The 20,784-nt window shown below is 60.8% G+C and carries 17 protein-coding genes; 8 read left to right on the top strand and 9 right to left on the bottom strand.

Translation table 11 applies throughout. The annotated features are described in order from the left end of the window. Positions 1-149 precede the first annotated feature (149 nt). From lon to J3Q04_RS15970, 4 genes are all read left to right on the top strand, one after another. Positions 150-2,546, top strand: coding sequence for an endopeptidase La (lon, locus tag J3Q04_RS15985; protein WP_039589135.1), 2,397 nt, complete (start codon positions 150-152; stop codon positions 2,544-2,546). Between the two features lie 148 nt (positions 2,547-2,694). Beyond that, complete coding sequence (locus tag J3Q04_RS15980) at positions 2,695-2,967, top strand: HU family DNA-binding protein (RefSeq protein ID WP_003183171.1); 273 nt, start codon at positions 2,695-2,697, stop codon at positions 2,965-2,967. A gap of 224 nt (positions 2,968-3,191) precedes the next feature. Beyond that, positions 3,192-5,063, top strand: a complete 1,872-nt coding sequence (locus J3Q04_RS15975; protein ID WP_434610648.1) for a SurA N-terminal domain-containing protein — start codon at positions 3,192-3,194, stop codon at positions 5,061-5,063. A gap of 221 nt (positions 5,064-5,284) precedes the next feature. Beyond that, on the top strand, positions 5,285-6,154 hold the full coding sequence (locus J3Q04_RS15970) for a DUF2242 domain-containing protein (protein ID WP_434610650.1): 870 nt from the start codon (positions 5,285-5,287) through the stop codon (positions 6,152-6,154). Positions 6,155-6,484: 330 nt separating this feature from the next. Here J3Q04_RS15970 and J3Q04_RS15965 read toward each other — a convergent pair whose 3' ends face one another. Both J3Q04_RS15965 and J3Q04_RS15960 read right to left on the bottom strand, forming a co-directional pair. Next, positions 6,485-7,522, bottom strand: a complete 1,038-nt coding sequence (locus J3Q04_RS15965; protein ID WP_434610652.1) for an AraC family transcriptional regulator — start codon at positions 7,520-7,522, stop codon at positions 6,485-6,487. Positions 7,523-7,524: 2 nt separating this feature from the next. Next, positions 7,525-8,655: a nitrilase-related carbon-nitrogen hydrolase gene (locus J3Q04_RS15960; protein ID WP_420764626.1), complete on the bottom strand. Its 1,131-nt coding sequence runs from the start codon at positions 8,653-8,655 to the stop codon at positions 7,525-7,527. 270 nt (positions 8,656-8,925) lie between these two features. Here J3Q04_RS15960 and J3Q04_RS15955 point away from each other — a divergent pair, with 270 nt between their 5' ends. After that, positions 8,926-10,965 carry an FAD-dependent oxidoreductase gene (locus tag J3Q04_RS15955; protein WP_420764625.1) on the top strand — a complete coding sequence of 680 codons (2,040 nt, stop codon included), beginning with the start codon at positions 8,926-8,928 and terminating at the stop codon, positions 10,963-10,965. A gap of 172 nt (positions 10,966-11,137) precedes the next feature. Then, on the top strand, positions 11,138-12,046 hold the full coding sequence (locus J3Q04_RS15950) for a 1-aminocyclopropane-1-carboxylate deaminase/D-cysteine desulfhydrase (RefSeq protein WP_420764624.1): 909 nt from the start codon (positions 11,138-11,140) through the stop codon (positions 12,044-12,046). A 65-nt stretch (positions 12,047-12,111) separates the two neighbouring features. On the opposite strand, the gene J3Q04_RS15945 is transcribed toward J3Q04_RS15950, so the two are convergent. Then, the gene (locus J3Q04_RS15945; protein WP_420764623.1) at positions 12,112-12,588 is read right to left on the bottom strand and encodes a hypothetical protein; all 477 of its coding nucleotides are present in this window, start codon (positions 12,586-12,588) and stop codon (positions 12,112-12,114) included. A gap of 13 nt (positions 12,589-12,601) precedes the next feature. On the opposite strand from J3Q04_RS15945, the gene J3Q04_RS15940 reads away from it, so the two are divergent. Next, positions 12,602-12,883 carry a hypothetical protein gene (locus J3Q04_RS15940; RefSeq protein ID WP_434610657.1) on the top strand — a complete coding sequence of 94 codons (282 nt, stop codon included), beginning with the start codon at positions 12,602-12,604 and terminating at the stop codon, positions 12,881-12,883. A gap of 156 nt (positions 12,884-13,039) precedes the next feature. Here J3Q04_RS15940 and J3Q04_RS15935 read toward each other — a convergent pair whose 3' ends face one another. After that, positions 13,040-14,428, bottom strand: coding sequence for a type VI secretion system Vgr family protein (locus tag J3Q04_RS15935; RefSeq protein WP_434610659.1), 1,389 nt, complete (start codon positions 14,426-14,428; stop codon positions 13,040-13,042). A gap of 216 nt (positions 14,429-14,644) precedes the next feature. Here J3Q04_RS15935 and J3Q04_RS15930 point away from each other — a divergent pair, with 216 nt between their 5' ends. Then, the gene (locus J3Q04_RS15930) at positions 14,645-15,349 is read left to right on the top strand and encodes a YebC/PmpR family DNA-binding transcriptional regulator (RefSeq protein ID WP_420764620.1); all 705 of its coding nucleotides are present in this window, start codon (positions 14,645-14,647) and stop codon (positions 15,347-15,349) included. A 7-nt stretch (positions 15,350-15,356) separates the two neighbouring features. Here the strand turns inward: J3Q04_RS15930 and J3Q04_RS15925 are convergent, their stop codons facing one another. The 5 genes from J3Q04_RS15925 to J3Q04_RS15905 all read right to left on the bottom strand — a co-directional run bounded on the left by J3Q04_RS15925 (position 15,357) and on the right by J3Q04_RS15905 (position 20,784). Then, positions 15,357-16,697 (bottom strand): leucine-rich repeat-containing protein kinase family protein, encoded by a 1,341-nt coding sequence (locus tag J3Q04_RS15925; protein ID WP_434610661.1) that lies wholly within the window; start codon positions 16,695-16,697, stop codon positions 15,357-15,359. Positions 16,698-16,785: 88 nt separating this feature from the next. Further along, complete coding sequence (locus J3Q04_RS15920) at positions 16,786-17,847, bottom strand: ABC transporter substrate-binding protein (RefSeq protein ID WP_434610664.1); 1,062 nt, start codon at positions 17,845-17,847, stop codon at positions 16,786-16,788. A gap of 18 nt (positions 17,848-17,865) precedes the next feature. Further along, entirely contained in the window at positions 17,866-18,981 is a 1,116-nt protein-coding gene (locus tag J3Q04_RS15915) for an NAD(P)/FAD-dependent oxidoreductase (protein WP_434610667.1), read from the bottom strand. Then, entirely contained in the window at positions 18,978-20,333 is a 1,356-nt protein-coding gene (locus J3Q04_RS15910) for an FAD-dependent oxidoreductase (RefSeq protein WP_434610669.1), read from the bottom strand. The genes J3Q04_RS15915 and J3Q04_RS15910 overlap by 4 nt, the downstream gene beginning before the upstream one ends. Before the next feature lie 160 nt (positions 20,334-20,493). After that, entirely contained in the window at positions 20,494-20,784 is a 291-nt protein-coding gene (locus J3Q04_RS15905) for a (2Fe-2S)-binding protein (RefSeq protein ID WP_420764615.1), read from the bottom strand.

The raw sequence follows: 20,784 nt of genomic DNA, 5'->3' as shown, positions 1-20,784 counted from the left end.
TTGAAATAAAAGAAGGGGCCTTCGGGCCCCTTTGCTATTAGCGCGCTTTAGACGTGTTAGCGCTTGTTTTTTTTGAAGGCTGCCCCCATCTTGGTTTCAAGCTTACTTCCATCTGTTTACGGCCTTATGGCCGCCGTAGAGGCGAAATCATGAAGACAACCATCGAATTGCCTCTCCTGCCATTGCGCGATGTCGTGGTATATCCGCACATGGTTATCCCGCTGTTCGTGGGGCGCGAGAAGTCCATCGAAGCCCTCGAGGCCGCGATGACGGGTGATAAGCAGATTCTTCTGATCGCTCAGAGAAATCCTGCCGACGATGATCCCGGCGAAGACGCACTTTATCGCGTAGGTACGATTGCAACGGTCCTGCAGTTGCTCAAGCTTCCCGATGGCACGGTAAAAGTGCTGGTTGAAGGCGAGCAGCGAGGGGCGGTCGAGCGTTTCAGCGAGGTGGATGGTCACTGCCGTGCCGAAGTCTCGCTCATCGATGAAGTCGATGCACCAGAGCGTGAGTCCGAAGTGTTTGTCCGCAGCCTGCTGTCGCAGTTCGAACAGTACGTTCAGCTGGGCAAGAAGGTGCCTGCCGAGGTGCTGTCGTCGCTTAACAGCATCGACGAGCCAGGACGCCTGGTCGACACGATGGCGGCTCACATGGCCCTCAAGATCGAGCAGAAGCAGGAAATCCTCGAGATCATCGATCTCTCAGCCCGTGTCGAGCATGTATTGGCATTGCTCGATGGCGAGATCGACCTGCTGCAGGTTGAGAAGCGCATTCGTGGTCGCGTCAAGAAACAGATGGAGCGCAGCCAGCGCGAGTACTACCTGAACGAGCAGATGAAGGCCATTCAGAAAGAGCTCGGCGATGGTGACGAAGGTCACAACGAAATCGAAGAGCTGAAGAAGCGCATCGATGCCGCCGGCCTGCCGAAGGATGCCCTTGCCAAGGCCCAGGCCGAACTGAACAAGCTCAAGCAGATGTCGCCGATGTCGGCGGAAGCCACCGTGGTGCGCTCCTACATTGATTGGCTGGTCCAGGTGCCATGGAAAGCCCAGAGCAAGGTACGTCTGGACCTGGCGCGTGCCGAGGATATCCTCGATGCCGACCACTACGGTCTGGAAGAGGTCAAGGAACGCATCCTCGAATACCTCGCTGTGCAAAAGCGCGTGAAGAAAATTCGTGGTCCGGTGTTGTGCCTGGTCGGTCCTCCAGGGGTGGGTAAAACCTCTCTGGCAGAGTCGATTGCCCACGCCACTAACCGTAAGTTCGTACGCATGGCCCTTGGCGGCGTGCGCGACGAGGCGGAAATCCGTGGTCATCGCCGTACCTACATCGGTTCGATGCCAGGAAGATTGATTCAAAAAATGACAAAGGTCGGCGTGCGCAACCCGCTGTTCCTCTTGGACGAAATCGACAAGATGGGCAGCGACATGCGCGGCGATCCAGCTTCTGCGTTGCTGGAGGTCCTCGATCCCGAGCAGAATCACAACTTCAACGATCACTACCTTGAAGTCGACTACGACTTGTCGGACGTGATGTTCCTCTGCACCTCCAACTCCATGAACATCCCGCCAGCGTTGCTGGACCGGATGGAGGTGATCCGTCTGCCGGGCTACACCGAGGACGAGAAGATCAACATCGCCGTCAAATACCTTTCGCCCAAGCAGATCCAGGCCAACGGCCTGAAGAAGGGCGAGCTGGAATTCGACGAAGAAGCAATCCGCGACATCATCCGCTACTACACTCGCGAAGCGGGTGTGCGGGGCCTTGAGCGGCAGATTGCCAAGGTTTGCCGCAAGGCCGTGAAGGAACACGCCCTGGAAAAACGCTTCGCGGTCAAGGTCACTTCGGACCTGCTGGAGCACTTCCTGGGCGTGCGTAAATTCCGCTACGGCCTTGCCGAACAGCAGGACCAGATTGGCCAGGTGACCGGCCTTGCGTGGACGCAGGTGGGTGGCGAATTGCTGACGATCGAAGCCGCCGTGGTGCCCGGAAAAGGCCAGTTGATCAAGACCGGTTCCCTGGGCGATGTGATGGTGGAATCGATCACGGCTGCGCTGACGGTTGTCCGCAGCCGTGCGCGGAGCCTGGGTATCCCGCTGGATTTCCATGAGAAACGCGACACCCACATCCACATGCCGGAGGGGGCAACGCCCAAGGACGGACCGAGTGCCGGCGTGGGTATGTGCACCGCCTTGGTTTCCGCGCTGACCGGCATTCCGGTGCGTGCCGATGTTGCGATGACGGGTGAAATCACCCTGCGCGGTCAGGTCCTGGCAATTGGCGGCTTGAAGGAAAAACTGCTGGCGGCTCACCGGGGTGGGATCAAGATTGTGATCATTCCCGAAGAGAACGTGCGCGATCTGAAGGAAATTCCTGACAACATTAAGCAGGATCTTCAGATCAAACCGGTTAAATGGATTGACGAAGTCCTGCAAATTGCGCTGCAATACGCGCCGGAGCCCTTGCCGGATGTGGCTCCGGAGATTGTCGCGAAGGAAGAAAAGCGAGAGTCTGACTCTAAGGAAAGAATTAGCACGCATTAATACGCATTTGCCTGGGGGGCTTCCTTGACAGTTTTTTAGAGCCCTTGTTATAAAGCGGCTCTTAAGTGTCTGCAGGCCATTCAGCACTCGTTTTTGCTTTCACCAAAAAAACTTAGAATCATCTCAAATAGATATAAGGGGACTTAGAGTGAACAAGTCGGAACTGATTGATGCTATCGCTGCATCCGCTGATATCCCGAAAGCTGCTGCTGGCCGTGCGCTGGACGCTGTAATCGAATCCGTCACTGGCGCTCTCAAGGCCGGCGACTCCGTTGTTCTGGTTGGTTTCGGTACCTTCTCCGTGACTGATCGTCCAGCTCGCACCGGTCGCAACCCGCAGACCGGCAAGACCCTGGAGATCCCGGCTGCCAAAAAGCCTGGCTTCAAGGCTGGTAAAGCGCTGAAAGAAGCCGTTAACTAAGGTTTCACTGAGTTTATCCGGGTCGGGGTCATGCCTGGCTTGGCAGCGGAGCGGTAATGCGTCCGGTAACATCCGGGCTGTCACGCCGAGGCTCGCGGGTTCGAGCCCGGTCCGCTCCGCCAGTTACGAGAAGGCGCATCCTCGGATGCGCCTTTCTTCTATCCGGATTCTACCCACGCTCCACGGTTGCCTAAATTTGAAGTTCAACCGTTTCTGGGGGACGCATGCTGCAGAATATCAGGGACAATTCACAAGGCTGGATTGCCAAGACCATCATCGGGATCATCGTCGCATTGATGGCGTTGACCGGTTTCGAAGCCATTTTTCAGGCCACCTCGAACACTAATGAAGCGGCCAAGGTCAACGGCGAGGAGATCAGCCAGAACGAGCTGAGCCAAGCGGTCGACATGCAACGCCGTCAGCTGATGCAACAGTTGGGCAAGGATTTCGATGCTTCCTTGCTGGACGAAAAGATGTTGCGCGACTCGGCTCTCAAGGGCCTGATCGATCGCAAGTTGTTGCTACAAGGCGCCCATGATGCGGATTTCGCTTTTTCCGAAGCCGCGCTGGATCAAGTGATCCTGCAAACGCCTGAGTTCCAGGTCGATGGCAAGTTCAGCCCCGAGCGTTTCGACCAGGTCATACGCCAGTTGGGTTACGGTCGCCTGCAGTTCCGCCAGATGCTGGCGCAGGAAATGCTGATCGGCCAGCTGCGCGCCGGCCTGGCTGGCAGCGGATTTGTCACCGATGCCCAGGTGCTGGCGTTTGCCCGTCTGGAAAAGCAGACCCGTGACTTCGCGACCCTTACCATCAAGGCAGATCCATCGACCGTGAAGCTGACCGATGACGAGGTCAAGGCCTACTATGATCAGCACGCCAAGGAATTCATGACACCCGACCAGGTGGTCATTGACTACGTTGAGCTGAAGAAAGCCTCTTTCTTCGACCAGGTCAGCGTCAAGGATGAGGACCTGCAAGCGGCGTATCAGAAAGAAATCGCCAACTTGTCCGAACAGCGTCGCGCGGCGCACATCCTTATTGAAGTCAACGATAAGGTCACCGAAGCCCAGGCCAAGGCGAAGATCGAGGAAGTCCAGGCGCGCCTGGCCAAAGGCGAGTCGTTTGAAGCCTTGGCGAAGGAATATTCCCAGGATCCAGGCTCGGCGAACAATGGCGGCGATCTGGGCTTTGCTGGGCCAGGGGTCTACGATCCGGAGTTCGAAAAGGTGCTGTACGCCCTGAACAAGGACCAGGTTTCGGCGCCGGTGCGAACCGACTTTGGCCTGCATCTGATCAAGCTGCTGGGTGTTGAAGCCCCTGAGGTGCCGACCTTTGCGAGCCTGAAGGACAAGCTGACTCGCGAACTGAAGGCTCAGCAGGTCGAGCAGCGTTTCGTCGAGGCGACCAAGCAATTGGAAGACGCTTCGTTCGAAGCCTCGGACTTGGCGCAGCCTGCCCAGGACCTCAAGCTGACCGTGCACACCTCGGCACCGTTTGGTCGCGAAGGCGGTGAAGGAATTGCGGCCAACCGCGCCGTGATCACTGCTGCGTTCAGCCCGGAAGTGCTGGAAGAGGGTGCCAACAGCACGGCCATCGAGCTGGACCCGGAAACGGTCGTGGTGCTGCGTGCCAAGGAACACCGCAAGCCTGCGCAAATGCCGCTGGAAAGCGTGGCCGGTCCGATACGCGCCCAATTGTCCAAGGAACATGCCAGCGCAGGTGCCAAGACCCAGGCCGATGAGCTGATCGCCAGCCTGCGCGATGGCAAGGTTGCCCTGGACAAGCCGGTCAATGGCCAGGCGTGGAAAGCTGTAGAAGCGGCGACTCGCAGCCAGGAAGGCATCGATCCTGCCGTGCTGCAGGCGCTGTTCCGCATGTCCAAGCCGCAGACCAAGGACAAGCCGACGTTCGCCAGCGTGACCCTGCCTGACGGCAGCGTGACGGTCTTGCGCCTGAACGGCGTCAACGAAGGTGCGGCACCGACCGAGGAAGAAAAGGCCGAGTACCGTCGCTACCTGGCGTCCCGTGTCGGCCAGCAGGATTTTGCGGCTTACCGCAAACAGTTGGAAAGCGAGGCGGACATCAAGCGCTTCTGAGTGCATTGATGCGTTAGCCATGGACCCCGGCCGAAAAGCCGGGGTCTTTTTGTATCTGTGTATTGCTGTTGACGGGGATGTTCGTCGATTCGTCGAACTTGGTCTTTTTCCTGCCCGCAAGCCCCCGTAGACTTGTACCCCCTTTGAGACACGATTACCCAAGCTGCCTGGTCGCGTTCTGTTGCACAATACGCGCCGGATTGTTTTACCCAGGATGCTCAATGTTCAAATCATTTCACATGCGCACCGTTGGGCTGGCATTGCTGCTGGCTGTCGCGGCCGGCTGCTCCTCCAAGAAGGCCGCCATCTACGAGCACGAGAACTTTGATGATTCGGGTACGTTCTCGCGTACCTATCCGGTGACTGATGTGGCGACCTGCGAAGCAGGGCGCCGGGCGTTGCTCAGCCAGGGCTACATCATCACCAGCAGCGATCCGAAGCTGATCAGCGGCCACAAGAGTTTCCAGCAGACTGGCGATACCCACATGGAGATCAGCTTCAACCTGGTCTGCGCCGAGGATGGCGGTCCCGGCCATCGCGCCACCATGTTCGCCAACGCCTTGCAGGACCGCTACGCCCTGAAGAAAATCAACAACTCCGCCAGCCTGGGCGTGGGCGTGTTGGGATCGGTCTCGATGCCGATCGGTTCTTCGGATGATTCGATGGTCAAGGTCGCCAGTGAAACCGTATCGGCGGCCAAGTTCTATGAGCGCTTCTTCGCGCTGGTGGAGGTGTTCCTGCCACCGGAAGCCAAGAAAGCCGTGGAGAATGCTGATAAGCCAAAAGCGGAGCTTGGCGTTCCGGAACCCAAGGCCGAACCGGCAGCCTTGGCTCCCGCGTCGGCTCCCGCATCCGCCCCTGGGGCCTTGCAAGCGCCTGCAGCGGAACCAGCGCCGGCCCCGGCACCCATCATGCCGGTCGAGTCGGCCCCCGCCGCATCGGAGCCGGTCGCGCCGCCAGTCGAGCCCGCGCCGATCGCACCCAGCGAGCCGGAGTCCTACGCGCCTTCTTCGTCGGACACCATCACACCGCCGCCGGCCAGCTCCTTGCCTGCACCGACCGAGCCAATCCAACCCCTGCCGGCCTCCTGAGCAGCTGTAGCAAGGGCTGTCATTCCTTGCTACATGTCTTGGCTTTAAATCCCCAACGCTGTGCTACGTTTAATTCATGAGGCTGTGGCTTCATGTTTTATTCACAAAGCAGCTTTATGCTGATTCCAAGCCATCAGGCTTCGGTTCAACGATTGGGAAGGACGCGCAATGGATGATTATCAGGAAGAGCTGCTGGAATATCAGGCCTATGAGCTGGACCCGCTGGAACCAGCCGAGGATGCGACTGAGCTTTAGGGGCATGTCTGCTGGCAGCTAGAGGCCAGTTAGAGGCGACGAGACACGACGGAGCCTGGGCGCTGGGTATCGGGTTCATGTCCCCTTGCGGCTGCGACGAAAGTCTCCGGGCGTTTGGTTGTTCCAGCGCTTGAAGGCACGTTGAAAGGCTTCCGCCGAGGCGAACCCCAGCAAGTAGGCGATCTCGCCGAACGCCAGCTCCGTGTCGCGAATGTACGTCATGGCCAGGTCTCGACGGGTCTCGTTGAGGATCGCCCTGAACTGCGTGCCTTCCTCCGCCAGTTTGCGGCGCAACGTCCAGGTAGGCAGTTTCAGGCGCATCGCCACTTCTTCTAGATCCGGCTCCCGCCCACCATTGAGCAGCGGACCCAGCAGCTGGATGATACGTTCACGCAAGGTTCGTGTGCGTGTCAGTTGCTCCAGTTCCCGTTCGCATAATTGGACCAGGTGCCGCCAGGTACTGGGACAGTGTTGAGGATTGCGCTGTGCGAGGCTATCCAGGCCCAGGCGCAGCTGGTTCTGTTCGGCGCCGAACTGCATCGGGCAGTCGCCAAGTATCTGATAGGCCTGCCCATACTCCGGCTCCTCGAATTCGATGTCGATGCGTTCGGCTTGCAGCCCGATTTCGCTCACACTGGACAACTGCTTGAGCCAGCCGGCAATGATCGAATCCACGACGAAGCGGTTATAGGCGTTATAGGGGCTGATGGAATAGAACCGCAGCCAGGCGCCTCGGGCGTCCTCGTGGAAGCTTGATTGTCCGCGATAATTGGAACCGTACAGCGGCTCGAAGCGGATCATGCAGCGGGCAGCTTCCCGTACGGTGGGCGCCTGGGCGGCAGTCACGCCGGCGAGCCCGGCCTGGCTCAAGCGGCTGAGCTGACCCATGCGCAAGCCCAGTGCCGGATCCTCTGTCAATTGGATCGCGGCGTGGCCCAGGCGCATGTAGCGCGGAATCGACAGCCGCGCCCTGGGTTCGGCCAGGCGTGCAGGATCAAGGCCGTATTGTTCGAGCAACGGCAGCGGATCCCTCCCGTGGCTGGCAATTGCGTCGGCAAGGCTATGGACGAAACCCACGGACAAGTCGCCCAGGCGCATCGGCTGTGGCTTCATGCTCACAACCAGAGGTTCAACAGGCGAGCGCCACGGGCTTCGCCATCGGGGAACTGCTGGCCGCCATGGCTGATGAAACTCTGGCCGGCACTGCCGTTGTCCCAGAACTGGCCGCGTAGAAACACGCTGACGCCCCCCAGGGCCTGGCTGACCGGCAACTGGCTGGTCAATGTCAGGCGACGCCATGCCTGGCCTTCGGTTATCTCGCCGGGCTTGAGGCTCACTTCGCTTGGCGTGGACAGGCCTTTGTAGCCTGCCCAGGGTTCATTCCACGAATCGCGGCCAACCACAAAGGCGGGTACGGCAATCAATTGCACGTCCTGCTCGTCGAGTTGCCGATAATGGAGCGGATACCAACTGTCACTGCCGATTAGTACGCCGAGGCGACCGGCCGGCGTGTCGATGACCGGGGTAGCCTGGGTTTCTTCTGCCCCGAGCACGTCTTGTTGGTCGAATATCGGATGACGTTGACGCAGGGGTTGGCCGATCGGACGACCATCGGGGCCGAAAACCAGGCTGGTGTTGTACAGCGCGCCGCCACTGATCTTCAGCTCGCCTTCGCTGACACTGGGTTCGGGCAGCACGATGGAGCCGGCCACCAGGGTCACGCCGAATTCCTTGGCCAGGCCCCCAAACAGCGTCTGGTAATCCCGGGCCATGGTGTCCGCTTTCATCCGCAGGTAGGCATCGTCCAGGCGGCTGCTGCCCTTGGCGCTTGCCAGGGCGCGAATAAAAGCCAGCGGGTTGCTGGCGGCGAGCCAATGCATGGCTTGCTTCAATGTACTGGCTTGATACACCTCGTCCTTTTCGCCGCTGACCATCAGCCAAGTGCCGATGTGCTCGGGCAGGACCACGATGGTTTTGTCGTTGAGAAACCCTTGGTCGCGCGCCGCTTGCAGATAGGCGGCCAGCTTGCGACGCAGGCGCTGGGGGCTCTGGTAGTCGGTGGGGAAAAGCTCGGGCTGGATGCCGAGCAAGTTGCCGCGATCAGAAGGCGTGCCCTGGTCGACCGCCAGGTTGATGCGCAGGTCTGAAAGGTAATGGCCGACTGGACGGTCCGCTGTCCACAGTGCGTAAGTGATAACGGCGGCCATCAAGGCCAGTGAGAACAGCAGGTACAGAAATTTGCGCATGGGGACAGTCAATGGTCGCTTACAGGTTCGTGATTTTTCACCAGGACACCTGGCAGGGTACGGTAAAACAAAGGATTAGCGAAAGGGCGCACAGCGGTGTGAGGAGGATGTGGGAAGTCTAGGCGAGCCGATTGTCCTGTGCATTTGGATCATCAACTTGTCAGTTTCGGTCATTGAGCGTCCCCATCCCGACTCTTAGGCTGTTACCCATGACTGACGGAAGCCATAGAGCTTCCGCATTTTCCGTGATCGCCCGTAGTGGAGTAACCAATGACCGCCCCTCATTACCCGCATTTGCTGGCCCCGCTGGACCTTGGCTTTACCACGCTGCGCAACCGTACCCTGATGGGGTCGATGCACACCGGTCTTGAAGAAAAGCCCGGTGGCTTCGAGCGCATGGCGGCCTATTTTGCCGAGCGCGCCCGTGGCGGCGTGGGCCTGATGGTCACCGGGGGAATCGGTCCTAACGATGAGGGTGGCGTTTACTCCGGTGCGGCCAAGCTGACCACCGAGGAGGAAGCCCTCAAGCACCAGATCGTCACCCGGGCGGTGCATGAAGCCGGTGGCAAGATCTGCATGCAGATCCTCCATGCCGGACGCTATGCCTATAGCCCCAAGCAGGTGGCACCGAGCGCGATCCAAGCGCCGATCAACCCGTTCAAGCCCAAGGAGCTGGACGAAGAGGGCATCGAGAAACAGATCAGCGATTTTGTGACTTGTTCGTTGCTGGCCCAGAAGGCCGAGTACGACGGTGTCGAAATCATGGGCTCGGAAGGCTATTTCATTAACCAGTTCCTGGCGGCCCACACCAATCACCGTACCGACCGTTGGGGGGGCAGTTACGAAAACCGTATGCGCCTCCCGGTGGACATCGTGCGTCGGGTGCGCGAGGCGGTCGGCCCGAATTTCATCATCATCTTCCGTCTGTCGATGCTCGACCTGGTGGAAGGGGGCAGCACCTGGGAAGAGATCGTCCAACTGGCCAAGGCCATCGAGCAGGCCGGTGCGACGATCATCAACACGGGTATCGGTTGGCATGAAGCGCGTATTCCCACCATCGCCACCAAGGTCCCAAGGGCAGCGTTCAGTAAAGTCACCGCCAAGCTGCGCGGTTCGGTGAGCATTCCGTTGATCACCACCAACCGCATCAATACGCCTGAGGTCGCTGAGCAGATCCTGGCCGAGGGCGACGCCGACATGGTGTCCATGGCTCGGCCTTTCCTCGCTGACCCGGAGTTCGTCAATAAGGCAGCCGCTGGCCGGGCGGATGAAATCAATACCTGTATCGGCTGCAACCAGGCCTGCCTGGACCATACGTTCGGTGGCAAGCTCACCAGTTGCCTGGTGAATCCGCGAGCGTGCCATGAGACCGAGCTCAACTACCTGCCAGTGACCCAGGTGAAAAAAATCGCCGTGGTGGGCGCCGGTCCTGCCGGGTTGTCCGCCGCCACCGTGGCGGCCGAGCGCGGCCATCAGGTGACGCTGTTCGATTCGGCCAGTGAAATCGGCGGGCAGTTCAACATCGCCAAGCGTGTGCCCGGCAAGGAAGAGTTTTTCGAAACATTGCGTTATTTCAAGCGCAAGTTGCAGACGAGCCACGTCGAGCTGTGCCTCGATACCCGGGTGGACGTCGCGCAGTTGGTGGCCGGCGGTTTCGATGAAATTATCCTGGCGACCGGCATCGCACCGCGAGTGCCAGCCATCCCGGGCGTGGATCATCCCAAGGTGCTGAGTTACCTGGACGTGATCCTCGAGCGTAAGCCGGTAGGGCGTAGCGTCGCGGTGATCGGTGCAGGTGGGATCGGCTTTGACGTGTCGGAATTCCTCGTACACCAGGGGGTTGCCACCAGCCAGGACCGCGAAGCGTTCTGGAAGGAGTGGGGGATCGATACCCACCTCGAGGCGCGCGGCGGCGTGGCCGGGGTCAAGGCGCAACCTCATGCGCCGGCCCGGCAGGTGTTCCTGTTGCAGCGTAAGAAGTCCAAGGTCGGCGACGGTCTGGGCAAGACCACCGGCTGGATTCATCGCACAGGCTTGAAAAACAAGCAGGTGCAGATGCTCAACAGCGTCGAGTACCTGAAGATCGACGATCAGGGCCTGCACATTCGCATCGGCGAAACGGGCGAGCCGCAAGTGCTTGCGGTGGACAACGTGGTTATCTGCGCCGGCCAGGATCCGCTGCGCGAGTTGCAGGAGGGCTTGGAAGCGGCCGGCCAGACCGTCCACCTTATCGGCGGCGCCGACGTGGCGGCGGAGTTGGATGCCAAGCGCGCGATCAACCAAGGCTCGCGGCTGGCGGCGCAGTTGTAAGGCGCAAGTCCTCTGTGGGAGCGAACCTGCTCGCGATGGCGGTCAGTCAGTTTCAGAAGTGTTGGCTGACCCACCGTTATCGCGAGCAAGCTCGCCCCACCGTTTTTCTGATGTCAGGACGTTTGCAACCAGCTGTTAATATGCCGGCCTGTTTTCCACCCGACTCGCCGCCATGCTACTTCCCGCTCTCGACTGGCACCCTCAACCTCGCCTCGAACCCCTTCATCTGGACTGGCTCGCCCGGTCCGGCGTCGAGGTGGCAGTGCTGCGCCTGGACCGGATCGATCCGCTGATCAGCGGGAACAAATGGTTCAAGTTGCTTCACCACCTGCGCGCAGCCCATCGGGGCGGTGCTGCAGGTGTGATGAGCCTGGGCGGCGCTCATTCCAACCACCTGCACGCACTGGCCGCAGCGGGCCGGCGCTTTGGGTTCGCGACGGTCGGACTGCTGCGCGGCCATCCCCTGGATACGCCCACGGTGCTCGACTTGAAAGCGTTCGGCATGACGCTGCACTGGTTGGGTTACGAGGGATACCGCAGGCGTCATGACGAAGGTTTCTGGACACCCTGGCGGTCGCAATACCCTGAACTCTGGGCGGTGCCGGAAGGGGGTGCAGGCCTGCCCGGCGCGCAAGGTTGCATGAGCTGGGTCGCCTGTGCCCGTGATCAACTGGCGGCGTTGGGCTGGGCGGACTATCACGGCTGGTGGCTGGCCTGCGGCACCGGAACGTCGCTGGCGGGCCTGGTGCTGGCTGAAGCCGGCCAGCGCAAGGTGCATGGCGTCCTGGCGGTGCCCCAAGGCCATGGCGTCAGCCAGAACGTGGAAAACATTGTGAGGGCGGCAGGGCTTGCCGACCCGCTCTACGAGCTGCTCGACGGCAGCCGTGGTGGTTTCGGCCAGGTTGATGCTGATCTCTCCACGTTCATAGAAACCACCCAGGCCATCGAGCTGGAGCCGCTCTACACCGGCAAGGCGTTGATGTTGCTAAAGGCTCAGGTCGAGGCCGGCGCCTTTGAGCCGGGTACTCGGTTGATCTTCGTTCATACGGGTGGCTTGCAGGGGCGTCGTGGGTTTCAGTGAGCCATCAATAAGAACATGTATAGCAATCAATGCTCGCTCTTTCCTACGATCTCCAACATTGTTGTTCAGTTCTGGTTGAAGTTTGCAGGTCTGCTGTTGTGCGGTCGAGATTCTGAAATACTTGCCCGGTCATATTTATATGATCTTTTTCGTTTGTACGGTCTTTTCAAGTTCTCTATCGTTGCCTCAATGTTTTTGGATTTATAAATAAGCGAGCCTGGATCGGCCGGGCCGTATTTATAAAACGAGGGGTAGAACATGGATACGTTCAATGGCAACAACGCACAACACGCTGTCATTAACCGGCAGATGGCGAAACCGCCGCGCCCGAGGCCGACGGCCAAGCCTGGCCTTGTTTCAAAACCGGCGGCCAAGCCTGGCCCGGCGCTCAAACCCGCACCCAAGCCAATACCAAAGCCCACCCCAAAGCCGGCACCCAAACCAGCGCCCAAGCCAACACCTAAACCAACGCCAAAACCCAATCCGACACCAGCGACGACACCCGGTCCGTCCACTAAACCCACCCCGGCGTGGGCATCCATTCCGTGGCCCACCTTGAACGTGGGTATCGATCCCCTGGCGTTCTTAAACCTGGCAAAATCACCCGGGAGTACCACGAATAACGATGGGACAGTCTCGCTGGCCGATGGCAGTGTGGTGGATGTCGAAGGTGAATCGGTCACGCGTCCCGATGGAACTATTCAATATGGCGACGGCACGTTGGTATACCTTGATGGGCGTGTAGTATTTGCCGATGGACAGACTCAATTTCCGGATGGGAGTGTGCTATTTCCCGATGGCGAATGGTTTGACATGGACGGGAACAAAAAGAACTGAAGATTTGTATTGTTCAGTTGTTAATGTATGAAACGTTCGATTGGAAATACCGTGAACTATTGCCGCAATCTCCATGGAGTTGCGGCATTTTTTATCGGAAAGAAAACTTTGAATGGAAAGTGCGCATCGACGAGCCGCAATTGGGTTAGGAAAGGATCATGGTGAGATGTCCGGCGGGTTCAAGAGCCAGTTGAACAGCAGCCCGACATCTTTGTCGCCTGGCTCAGGCGGGGGGGCAGACGGAGGGCCATCGCTGTCCACGGCCGGGCCCACCAATCCTGCACACAATACTGGACGGTCTGGGTCGCCCTCGATGAAGCTGACCAGCACTTCGCTGCCGGCAATCAATGGGGGACGGTCATCGGGCATCGGCCAAGACAGGGGCAACGTGATCGGTTCTTCCTCCGGGCTCCAGAGGCTGACCTCGACTTTACCCTGCTCGTTAGGCCTGGCTTGCTGGCCGGGCGGGCCGAACACGTAGGCGACGTGGTAACCGGCGATACATGGCTTGGGATGCTTGAGCGCCGGGCGGAACACCGTGGACCAAGGGATGGCGCAAAACCGGTTGCGATAATGCCGCGGTTGCGGCGTGGCCGGCGGGTTCGCTTCTAGTATGGAAAATTGCCTTCCTCGGTGCTGGACCTCGGTGATCAGCCATTGATCATTGAAGGACGACACCGGGTGATTGCAGATCTGCGCGATGTGACCGCTGCGCAGGGCTGGTTCTGTGGCGTGGCCATGGATTTCCCGATGCCGATAGCGCAACCGTTCAAGGCTGCGGCGACCCGCCTGGTAGCGGTAAGCCTGTGCCGGATCTTCACGCATTTTTTCTGAGGCCGCGCTTCCAGGCGGGAGTGTCGCCCCTCGGTCGTTGTGGCCCACGGGTGGTCTGGCGATGATCGAATGATGGCGCTGGTATAGCCGCCTAATAGTCGGGTGTCTGTCCGCATCCTGGCGCATGACCAGTTCGACCGGCTGTGCCGGGAAGCTCTTTGGGTCTTCCGCGAATACGGCGACGTGGCCCTGGGGCGCGTGTTCGAAGTGATAGTGAATGCCTTCCTCTTCGCATAACCGCTGCAACAGATCCAGGTCGCTTTCTTCATATTGAATGCAGAACGGGCGAGTCGGATACTGCCCGTGCGGCAGCTCGAAACGATAGCTGTCGGAAGGCACGGCGTTACCTTCCAGCAGGCACTGCAGGATCTGGACAACGTTGAGCCGATGAAAAACCCGCCGTCGTGGCCCTTGTTCCAATTGCTGCAGATGAGGGACCAGCGTCAAGCGATAGCCCACGCGGCGCATGGTGTCGGCGGTCAGGCTGACATAATGCACAACCCCATGTACGCCCGACTCGCCATCAAGGCGTAGGAAAGCTGCCTGCCCCAGCAGACTGTCGGGGCTGACCGGCGGCGCCAGGCCGATCAGGTCAAGATCGAAGCGGTAAGGCTGGTTCAGGGCCTCACGGCCATTGAGCCGCAGCACTTGCAGGCGCAGATCGCTTTGAAGGATCGTCAGGCTGAAAGGGTGTTCCGAATCGTTGCGCATTGCGGCCCATGCTGGCTGAAGGATAAGAGTGCAAGGGTACGAAACCCCGGCGCGCAGCGCTGTGCCCGAATCGCTATTTCGGAAACCCCCTACAACACGTTGTGAAAATGTCGATTGGAGGCAGCGATTTTTTGGTCGATCAGCCGGTTTAGGCCGTATAAACTTGCGCCACAGCGCCGGCCAGGTGTCTCGGCGCGTCAGACAAGAGAGTGAGTAATGGGCGCACAGTGGAAGGTTAAACACAAAGAAGCGGCTGCCAACGCCAAGGGCAAGATCTTCGGCAAATTGGTGAAGGAAATCACCATTGCCGCGCGCAACGGTGCTGATGTCGCCACCAACGCGCACCTGCGGCTGGTGGTCGAGCAGGCAAAAAAAGCTTCGATGCCCCGCGAGACCCTGGAGCGCGCGATCAAGAAGGGCTCCGGCCAGCTCGGCGAAACCGTGCAATACCATCGTGTCACCTACGAAGGGTTCGCACCCCATCAGGTGCCGCTGATCGTTGAGTGCGTGACCGACAACATCAACCGTACCGTCGCGGAGATTCGCGTTGCGTTCCGCAAGGGCCAACTGGGTGCCTCGGGTTCGGTGGCCTGGGATTTCAACCACGTGGGCATGATCGAAGCCGCCCCGGACAGCCCCGACGCTGATCCGGAAATGGCCGCCATCGAGGCCGGGGCCCAGGATTTCGAACCGGGCGAGGACGGTGCGACGCTGTTCATCACCGAGCCTGGCGACCTGGACGCCGTGCAAAAGGCGTTGCCGGAGCAAGGCTTCACGGTGTTGTCCGCCAAATTGGGCTATCAGCCAAAAAACCCGGTCAGCGGCCTGACCGATGAGCAAATGGCGGAAGTCGAGGCGTTCCTCGAAGGCCTCGACAACCACGACGACGTGCAGGATATGTTTGTCGGTCTGGCGGGCTAAGCCAAAGTCACTGTGGTGAGGGAGCGAGCTCCTTCACCACTCGCAGCAATTCTTCAATCTCGTCAAACCCCGGCCGCGCCAGTACATCCGGCTGGCAGCACCGCCCCTCGAGGTCTTTCAGTCGTGAAAGATCCTCGTTACCGAGCGCCGGTTCGATCCGCGCCAGCAATTCCCCCAACAGAATCCCGAAGGCCCGCACCTCGATGCGCTGCAACGCCCGTGTTTGCCTGTCTTTTTCGACCGTGGCGTGGAAAGACGCCGCGCCAAAATCCCCCAGCAGGCAATCGCCTTGGTCATTGAAGAGGATGTTGTGGCCGTACAGGTCTCCATGGGTAAGGCCTTGTCGGTGCAAGTGGCACGCCACGCCGGCAATACCCCGGGCGATGCGCAAGGCCACATCGGCGCTCAGGCGCAGTTCATCGGCATACACGTCGCGGGTACAGGATTCCAGGCTCGGCAGCCCGGCCAGGTTGCGGTAATCGGGCCCGATCAGGGCCATCACCAGCCCGGCCTGTTGCTCTGGATGGCCGTTGACCTGACCCAGCACCTCGATCAGGTTCGGATGCTTGCCGGCGGTGATGCACGCATGCATTTCATGCAATGGCGAGCCATCGCTGGTCATCTGGCCTTTGTAGAGCTTGACCGCGACGTCGCGCCTGGCCTTGCCGGGCGGTTGCCAAAGTGCATGGTGGATCACGCCCGAAGCCCCTTCGCCCAATGAACGCTGCAAGCTCAACTGCGACCAATCGATCGGCGTGGCGGCATGCAGCGCCTGGGTATCGCCTTGCGCTTGCAATGGATTGCCGGCGTAGGCCAGCCAACTGAGGCTCGGCATTTCCAGCAGCCAGGAGGGCAGTTCGGTCAGTTGATTGGCGCAAACACGCAGCAATTCGAGGCGATGACACCGGGCCAGGCTCGGCGGCAATTGCCGCAGGCGATTACCGGCCAGCATCAATTTCTGCAGATGGGGACGCCGGCCCAGCTCATCCGGCAGCTGGCTGACGCAATTGTCGGTCAAGATCAACCAGCGCAGCAGCGGCGGCAAGGCTGCGCCCGTGACGCGCTCGATGCGGTTGGCCTTGAAGCCGACCATGGTCAATGCGCTGCAACGGCCCAGGCATTCAGGCAGTTCGGTGAAGCGGTTGTCCGAACAGAACAGTATCCGCAAGCGAGTAAGCCGATGGAGATCCGCTGGCAGCGTTTCGAGTTGATTGCCGCTCAGGTCGAGGATTTCGAGCGAGTCCGCCAGGTCGTAAATTTCCTGAGGAAACTCCGTCAGGCCGCACGACAGCTTCAGTCGGGCAATGCCCGATAGCTGGCCGGTTTGGAGTTGGGTGAGGGTCTGCATTGGGGAAGTCGCTGCTATCAAGGGGCCGAGCGCAATGGTGAAACCGGCGCAGGCCCGCATGATAAACAAAAAGGTTGCGCCAGTGCTTCTAGCGCTCGATGCTGCGGTTCCACCGCGCATTCCACGCCGGACGTTGTTCATTGACCTGATCCCAATCCACCGCGATCGCGGTTTCCAGGTACTGCTTCATCGCGTCCACTTGGCCTCGCGTCTTGTCGGTGGTCGGCGTGTTGGGGTTGGACGGGATCTGGTCGCCTTCTTCAAGGGCGATGGCCTGGGCTTCGGGCGTCAGCAGGAAGGCAGCGAGTTTTTGCGCGAGTTCGGGTTCGCTGTTCTGGGCGACGGCACATTCGGCGACGTTCAGCACCACTGCGCCTTCCTTCGGTTGTGCATACTCGACCGGCATGCCCTTGAGTTTTAACGCGGTGACCTGGGTCGGCGTCAACGGGAACAGCGCCGCTTCGTCCGTCTGCAACATCTCGGAGATTTTCGCCGAGCTTGGAATGTACTCCAGCACGTTGCGCCCGACGGTGTTCGGCCACGCCTTGAAGCCTGGCTCGACGTCAGTTTCGCTGCCGCCCTGGATCCGGTTGAACATCAGAAAACCGTGCAGGCCGAAGGTTGAGGAGGCCATCGATTGAAACACCACCTTGTCCTTGAATCGAGGGTCCGCCAGATCCATCCAGGACGTCGGCGTGTTCCAGCCTTTTTCCTTGAACAGCCGCGTGTTGTAGGCCAGTCCGGTGACGCCGAGGCTGACGGCGACGGCCTGGTCCTTGATGCGGCCCTTGGCCGGAATCTGTGCCAGGGGGGCGCTGTCCTGCAGCTTGTCGCACAGCCCCATGGCGATGGCGCGGTACATGATGCCATCGTCCAGGAACATCACGTGCATCTGCGGGTTGCCCTTGCTGGCCTGGACCTTGGCCAGGATGTCGGCCGAAGTGCCCGGCACGATCACCACCTTGACATTGTTGGCCTTCTCGAAGGCCGGCAAGACCTTGTCGGCATAAAGCCGCTCCATGGTGCCGCCGTTCATGCCCAGGTAAAGCGTCGGCTCGGCCAACGCCTGGGTGACGGGGAGCAGGGCGCCCAGGCAAGCGGAACCCAGCGAGCAGAAGCCGAACAGTGCACTGCGTTTGACGTTATTCATTAGCGCGACCTTCCTCTATCAAGCAACGGAGATGGAGTGGAACCGGGTGATGGAAAACGCATCCAGCGGCGTGGACGAAGCCCCGCTGCAGATGATTTCGGTGAGCGCCTGGCCCACCGCCGGGCCGATCTGGAAGCCCGCGCCGGCGAAGCCGAACGCATGCAAGAGACCGGGTTGGGTGCTGCTGGGGCCGATTACCGGTTGGCGATCGGGCAGGTAGCCTTCGGTGCCGCTCCAGGTGCGGATCGCCTGGGCGCCCTCCAGAAAAGGGTAGAGTTCGACGGCCTGGCGCAGGATCTCGATGACCGCGTGCTGGCCGGGCCTGGCGCGGGCGTCGTCCAGTGCGAAGCCCTGGCCCCCTCCCAGCACGCAATTGCCCCGGGCGACCTGGCGCGCATAAATGCCGCCGCCTTCGACGCCCGTGCTGGCGTCCATCACCACGGGCAGCGGCTCGGTCACCAGCATCGCTGGGTGCCCGGCGTACATCGGCACTGCTTCGCCGAACTGCGCGGCGAAGCGGCTCGCCCAGGCGCCAGCGCAATTCAGTAGCCACGGCGCGCGACATTCGAGGCCGGTTTCGGTGTGCACGGCAAAGCGTTGGCCGTCGTGAGTGACGTGGCTGACCGGGCATTGCTCGTGAACCTGTGCGCCATGCCTGCGGGCCGCCTGGGCAAATGCCGGCGAGACCAGCCGCGGGTTGGCGTGACCATCGTCCGGGCACAGCGAGGCGCCGACCGCGACGATGCCGACCCAGGGAAACCGTCTGCGTAATTCGTCGCGATCCAGCAGTTGCAAATCGAGGCCAAAGCCCTGACTGCTGGCGGCGTAGTTCTGCAATGAACGCAGGTCATCGAGGCTGCGTGCCAACTTCAGATGGCCGCTGCGCTGATACTCGCCGTCGATGCCAATCAACTGCGGCAATTGACCCCAGATTTCATGGGCACGTTGCGACAGCGGCAACTGAGACAAGGGCCGGCCCTGGCGCCGCACGCCGCCGTAGTTCACGCCGCTGGAATGCGAGCCGCAGAAGTCTCGTTCCAACAGCGCCACGCGGCGTCCGGCCTTGCTCAAAAACAGTGCGGCCGAGGCGCCGACGATGCCGCCACCAATGATTACTGCATCGACCTCGATCATGGCTCGACCTCCAGGCCAAACGGCACGGGCTTGACTGGGGCCTGTGCCCGCAGGCGCCCGATGTCCCGGATGTCGCGGCCACTTGCGCAAGCGATGATTTCCGCGGCGGCGGCACCGCACATCCGCCCCTGGCAACGGCCCATGCCGACCCGGCAGTGGGCCTTGACCCGGTTGATTTCCCAGTGACCTTCGCCCACGACCTGGCGGATATCGCCGACGCTGACTTCTTCGCAGCGGCAAATCATCAAGTTGTCTTGAGCGAGGCTCGCCCACTCATCAGGGAAGGCAAAGGCCTGCTCCAGGCCTTGGCGGAAATTACCGATGCGTTCGAGAGACTGTTCCAACTGGGCGCAACGTTGCGGGTCGACTCGGTAGCCGAGGTCTTCGAGCAGTGCCAGGGCGGCGCGCTCGCCGGCCATTTCGGCGGCGTCGGCGCCCATGATCCCAGCGCCGTCACCGGCCAGGTAGACCCCGGCCGAACTGCTGCGACCGGCGCTGTCGCGTTGCGGTAGCCAGGCGCGATTGAGCGGGTTCCAGGCAAACTCGCAGCCCAGCAGATCGGCCAGTTGGGTTTCACTGCGCAAGCCGTGGGCGAAGGCGACCGCATCACAATCGAGCGTGTGCTCGCCCGTTTTGTTTCGCCACTTCAACGACTGTACCCGGCGTTTCCCGTCGATGTGCGCCAGGGTGGCGCCTTGATGCACCGGGATACCATGTGTCGTCAGCCAGGCGCGGTAATAGAGGCCCTTGGCGAGCGTGGCCGGTTGTGCGAGCAGGCCGGGCAGAGCGCGGGTCTGCGCGCTCAAGGGCGAACTGTCGAGTACCGCGGCGACGTTCGCGCCGGCCTTGGCGTATTGGTACGCCACCAGATAAAGCAATGGCCCGCTGCCCGCGAATACCACCCGTTCACCAATGGCGCAGCCTTGGAATTTAAGGGCGATCTGCGCCGCGCCCAGGCTGTAGACGCCCGGCAGGGTCCAGCCGGGGACCGGCAGAATCCTGTCGGTGGCCCCCGTTGCGACGATCACGTTGGCGTAATCCAGGCGATCGGCGCGGCCCTCATGCAAGGTATCCAACTGACCGGCTTCAGCGTTCCAGACCAGCGTGTCGGGGCGGTAGTCGAGCTGCTCGCGCAACGCATCGAGGGTCTGGTGGATGGCGTTGGCCTTTGTTGCCTCGAAACCATAAAGCTTGCGCGCAGACCGGCTGAAATTGACGGGCTGGCGTCGGTAGATCTGCCCGCCACCGCGGGCGGCTTCGTCCAGCAGGATCGGGTAGATGCCATGGGCGACCAAGGTTTGCGCGGCGCGGATACCGGCGGGGCCGGCGCCGATGATGACGATGGGTTTCATGGGCACCTCATTGGCGAGGCATTGGCGGTGCCTTTGATGCCGCCTTCGCGAGCAGCCTCGCTCCCGCATGGGATCTGTCGTGGATGCCGATCTTGCGTACGCCGCAGGTCACCTGTGGGAGCGAGCCTGCTCGCGATGAGGCCATCCCGGTCAACGCCATTCATACCTGGCGCCCCGGCTCGCGGCTGACCTGCTGCCCAGCTTCGAGCATCGTCGAACAGGCGCGCACGCGGCGGCCGTCGCCCAGTCGGACCCAGCAATCCTGGCAGGCGCCCATCAGACAGAAGCCGGCACGGGGCTCGGCGCTGAAATCGCTGCCGCGCAGGTGTTCGCCGCAGGTCAGTACCGCGGTTAGCACGGTATCGCCGAGCAAGCCGCTGGCGGGTTCGCCGTCGAGCAGGAAATCCAGGGCCGGGCGGTCGTTTTCGGCCAGTCGTTTCAGCAGAGCCAT

The sequence above is a fragment of the Pseudomonas sp. D4-21 genome, from assembly GCF_051132125.1.
In the GTDB taxonomy this organism is placed as follows: domain Bacteria; phylum Pseudomonadota; class Gammaproteobacteria; order Pseudomonadales; family Pseudomonadaceae; genus Aquipseudomonas.
Note: the sequence above shows the minus strand (reverse complement) of the source record. Positions and strands in the feature narration are given on the sequence as shown.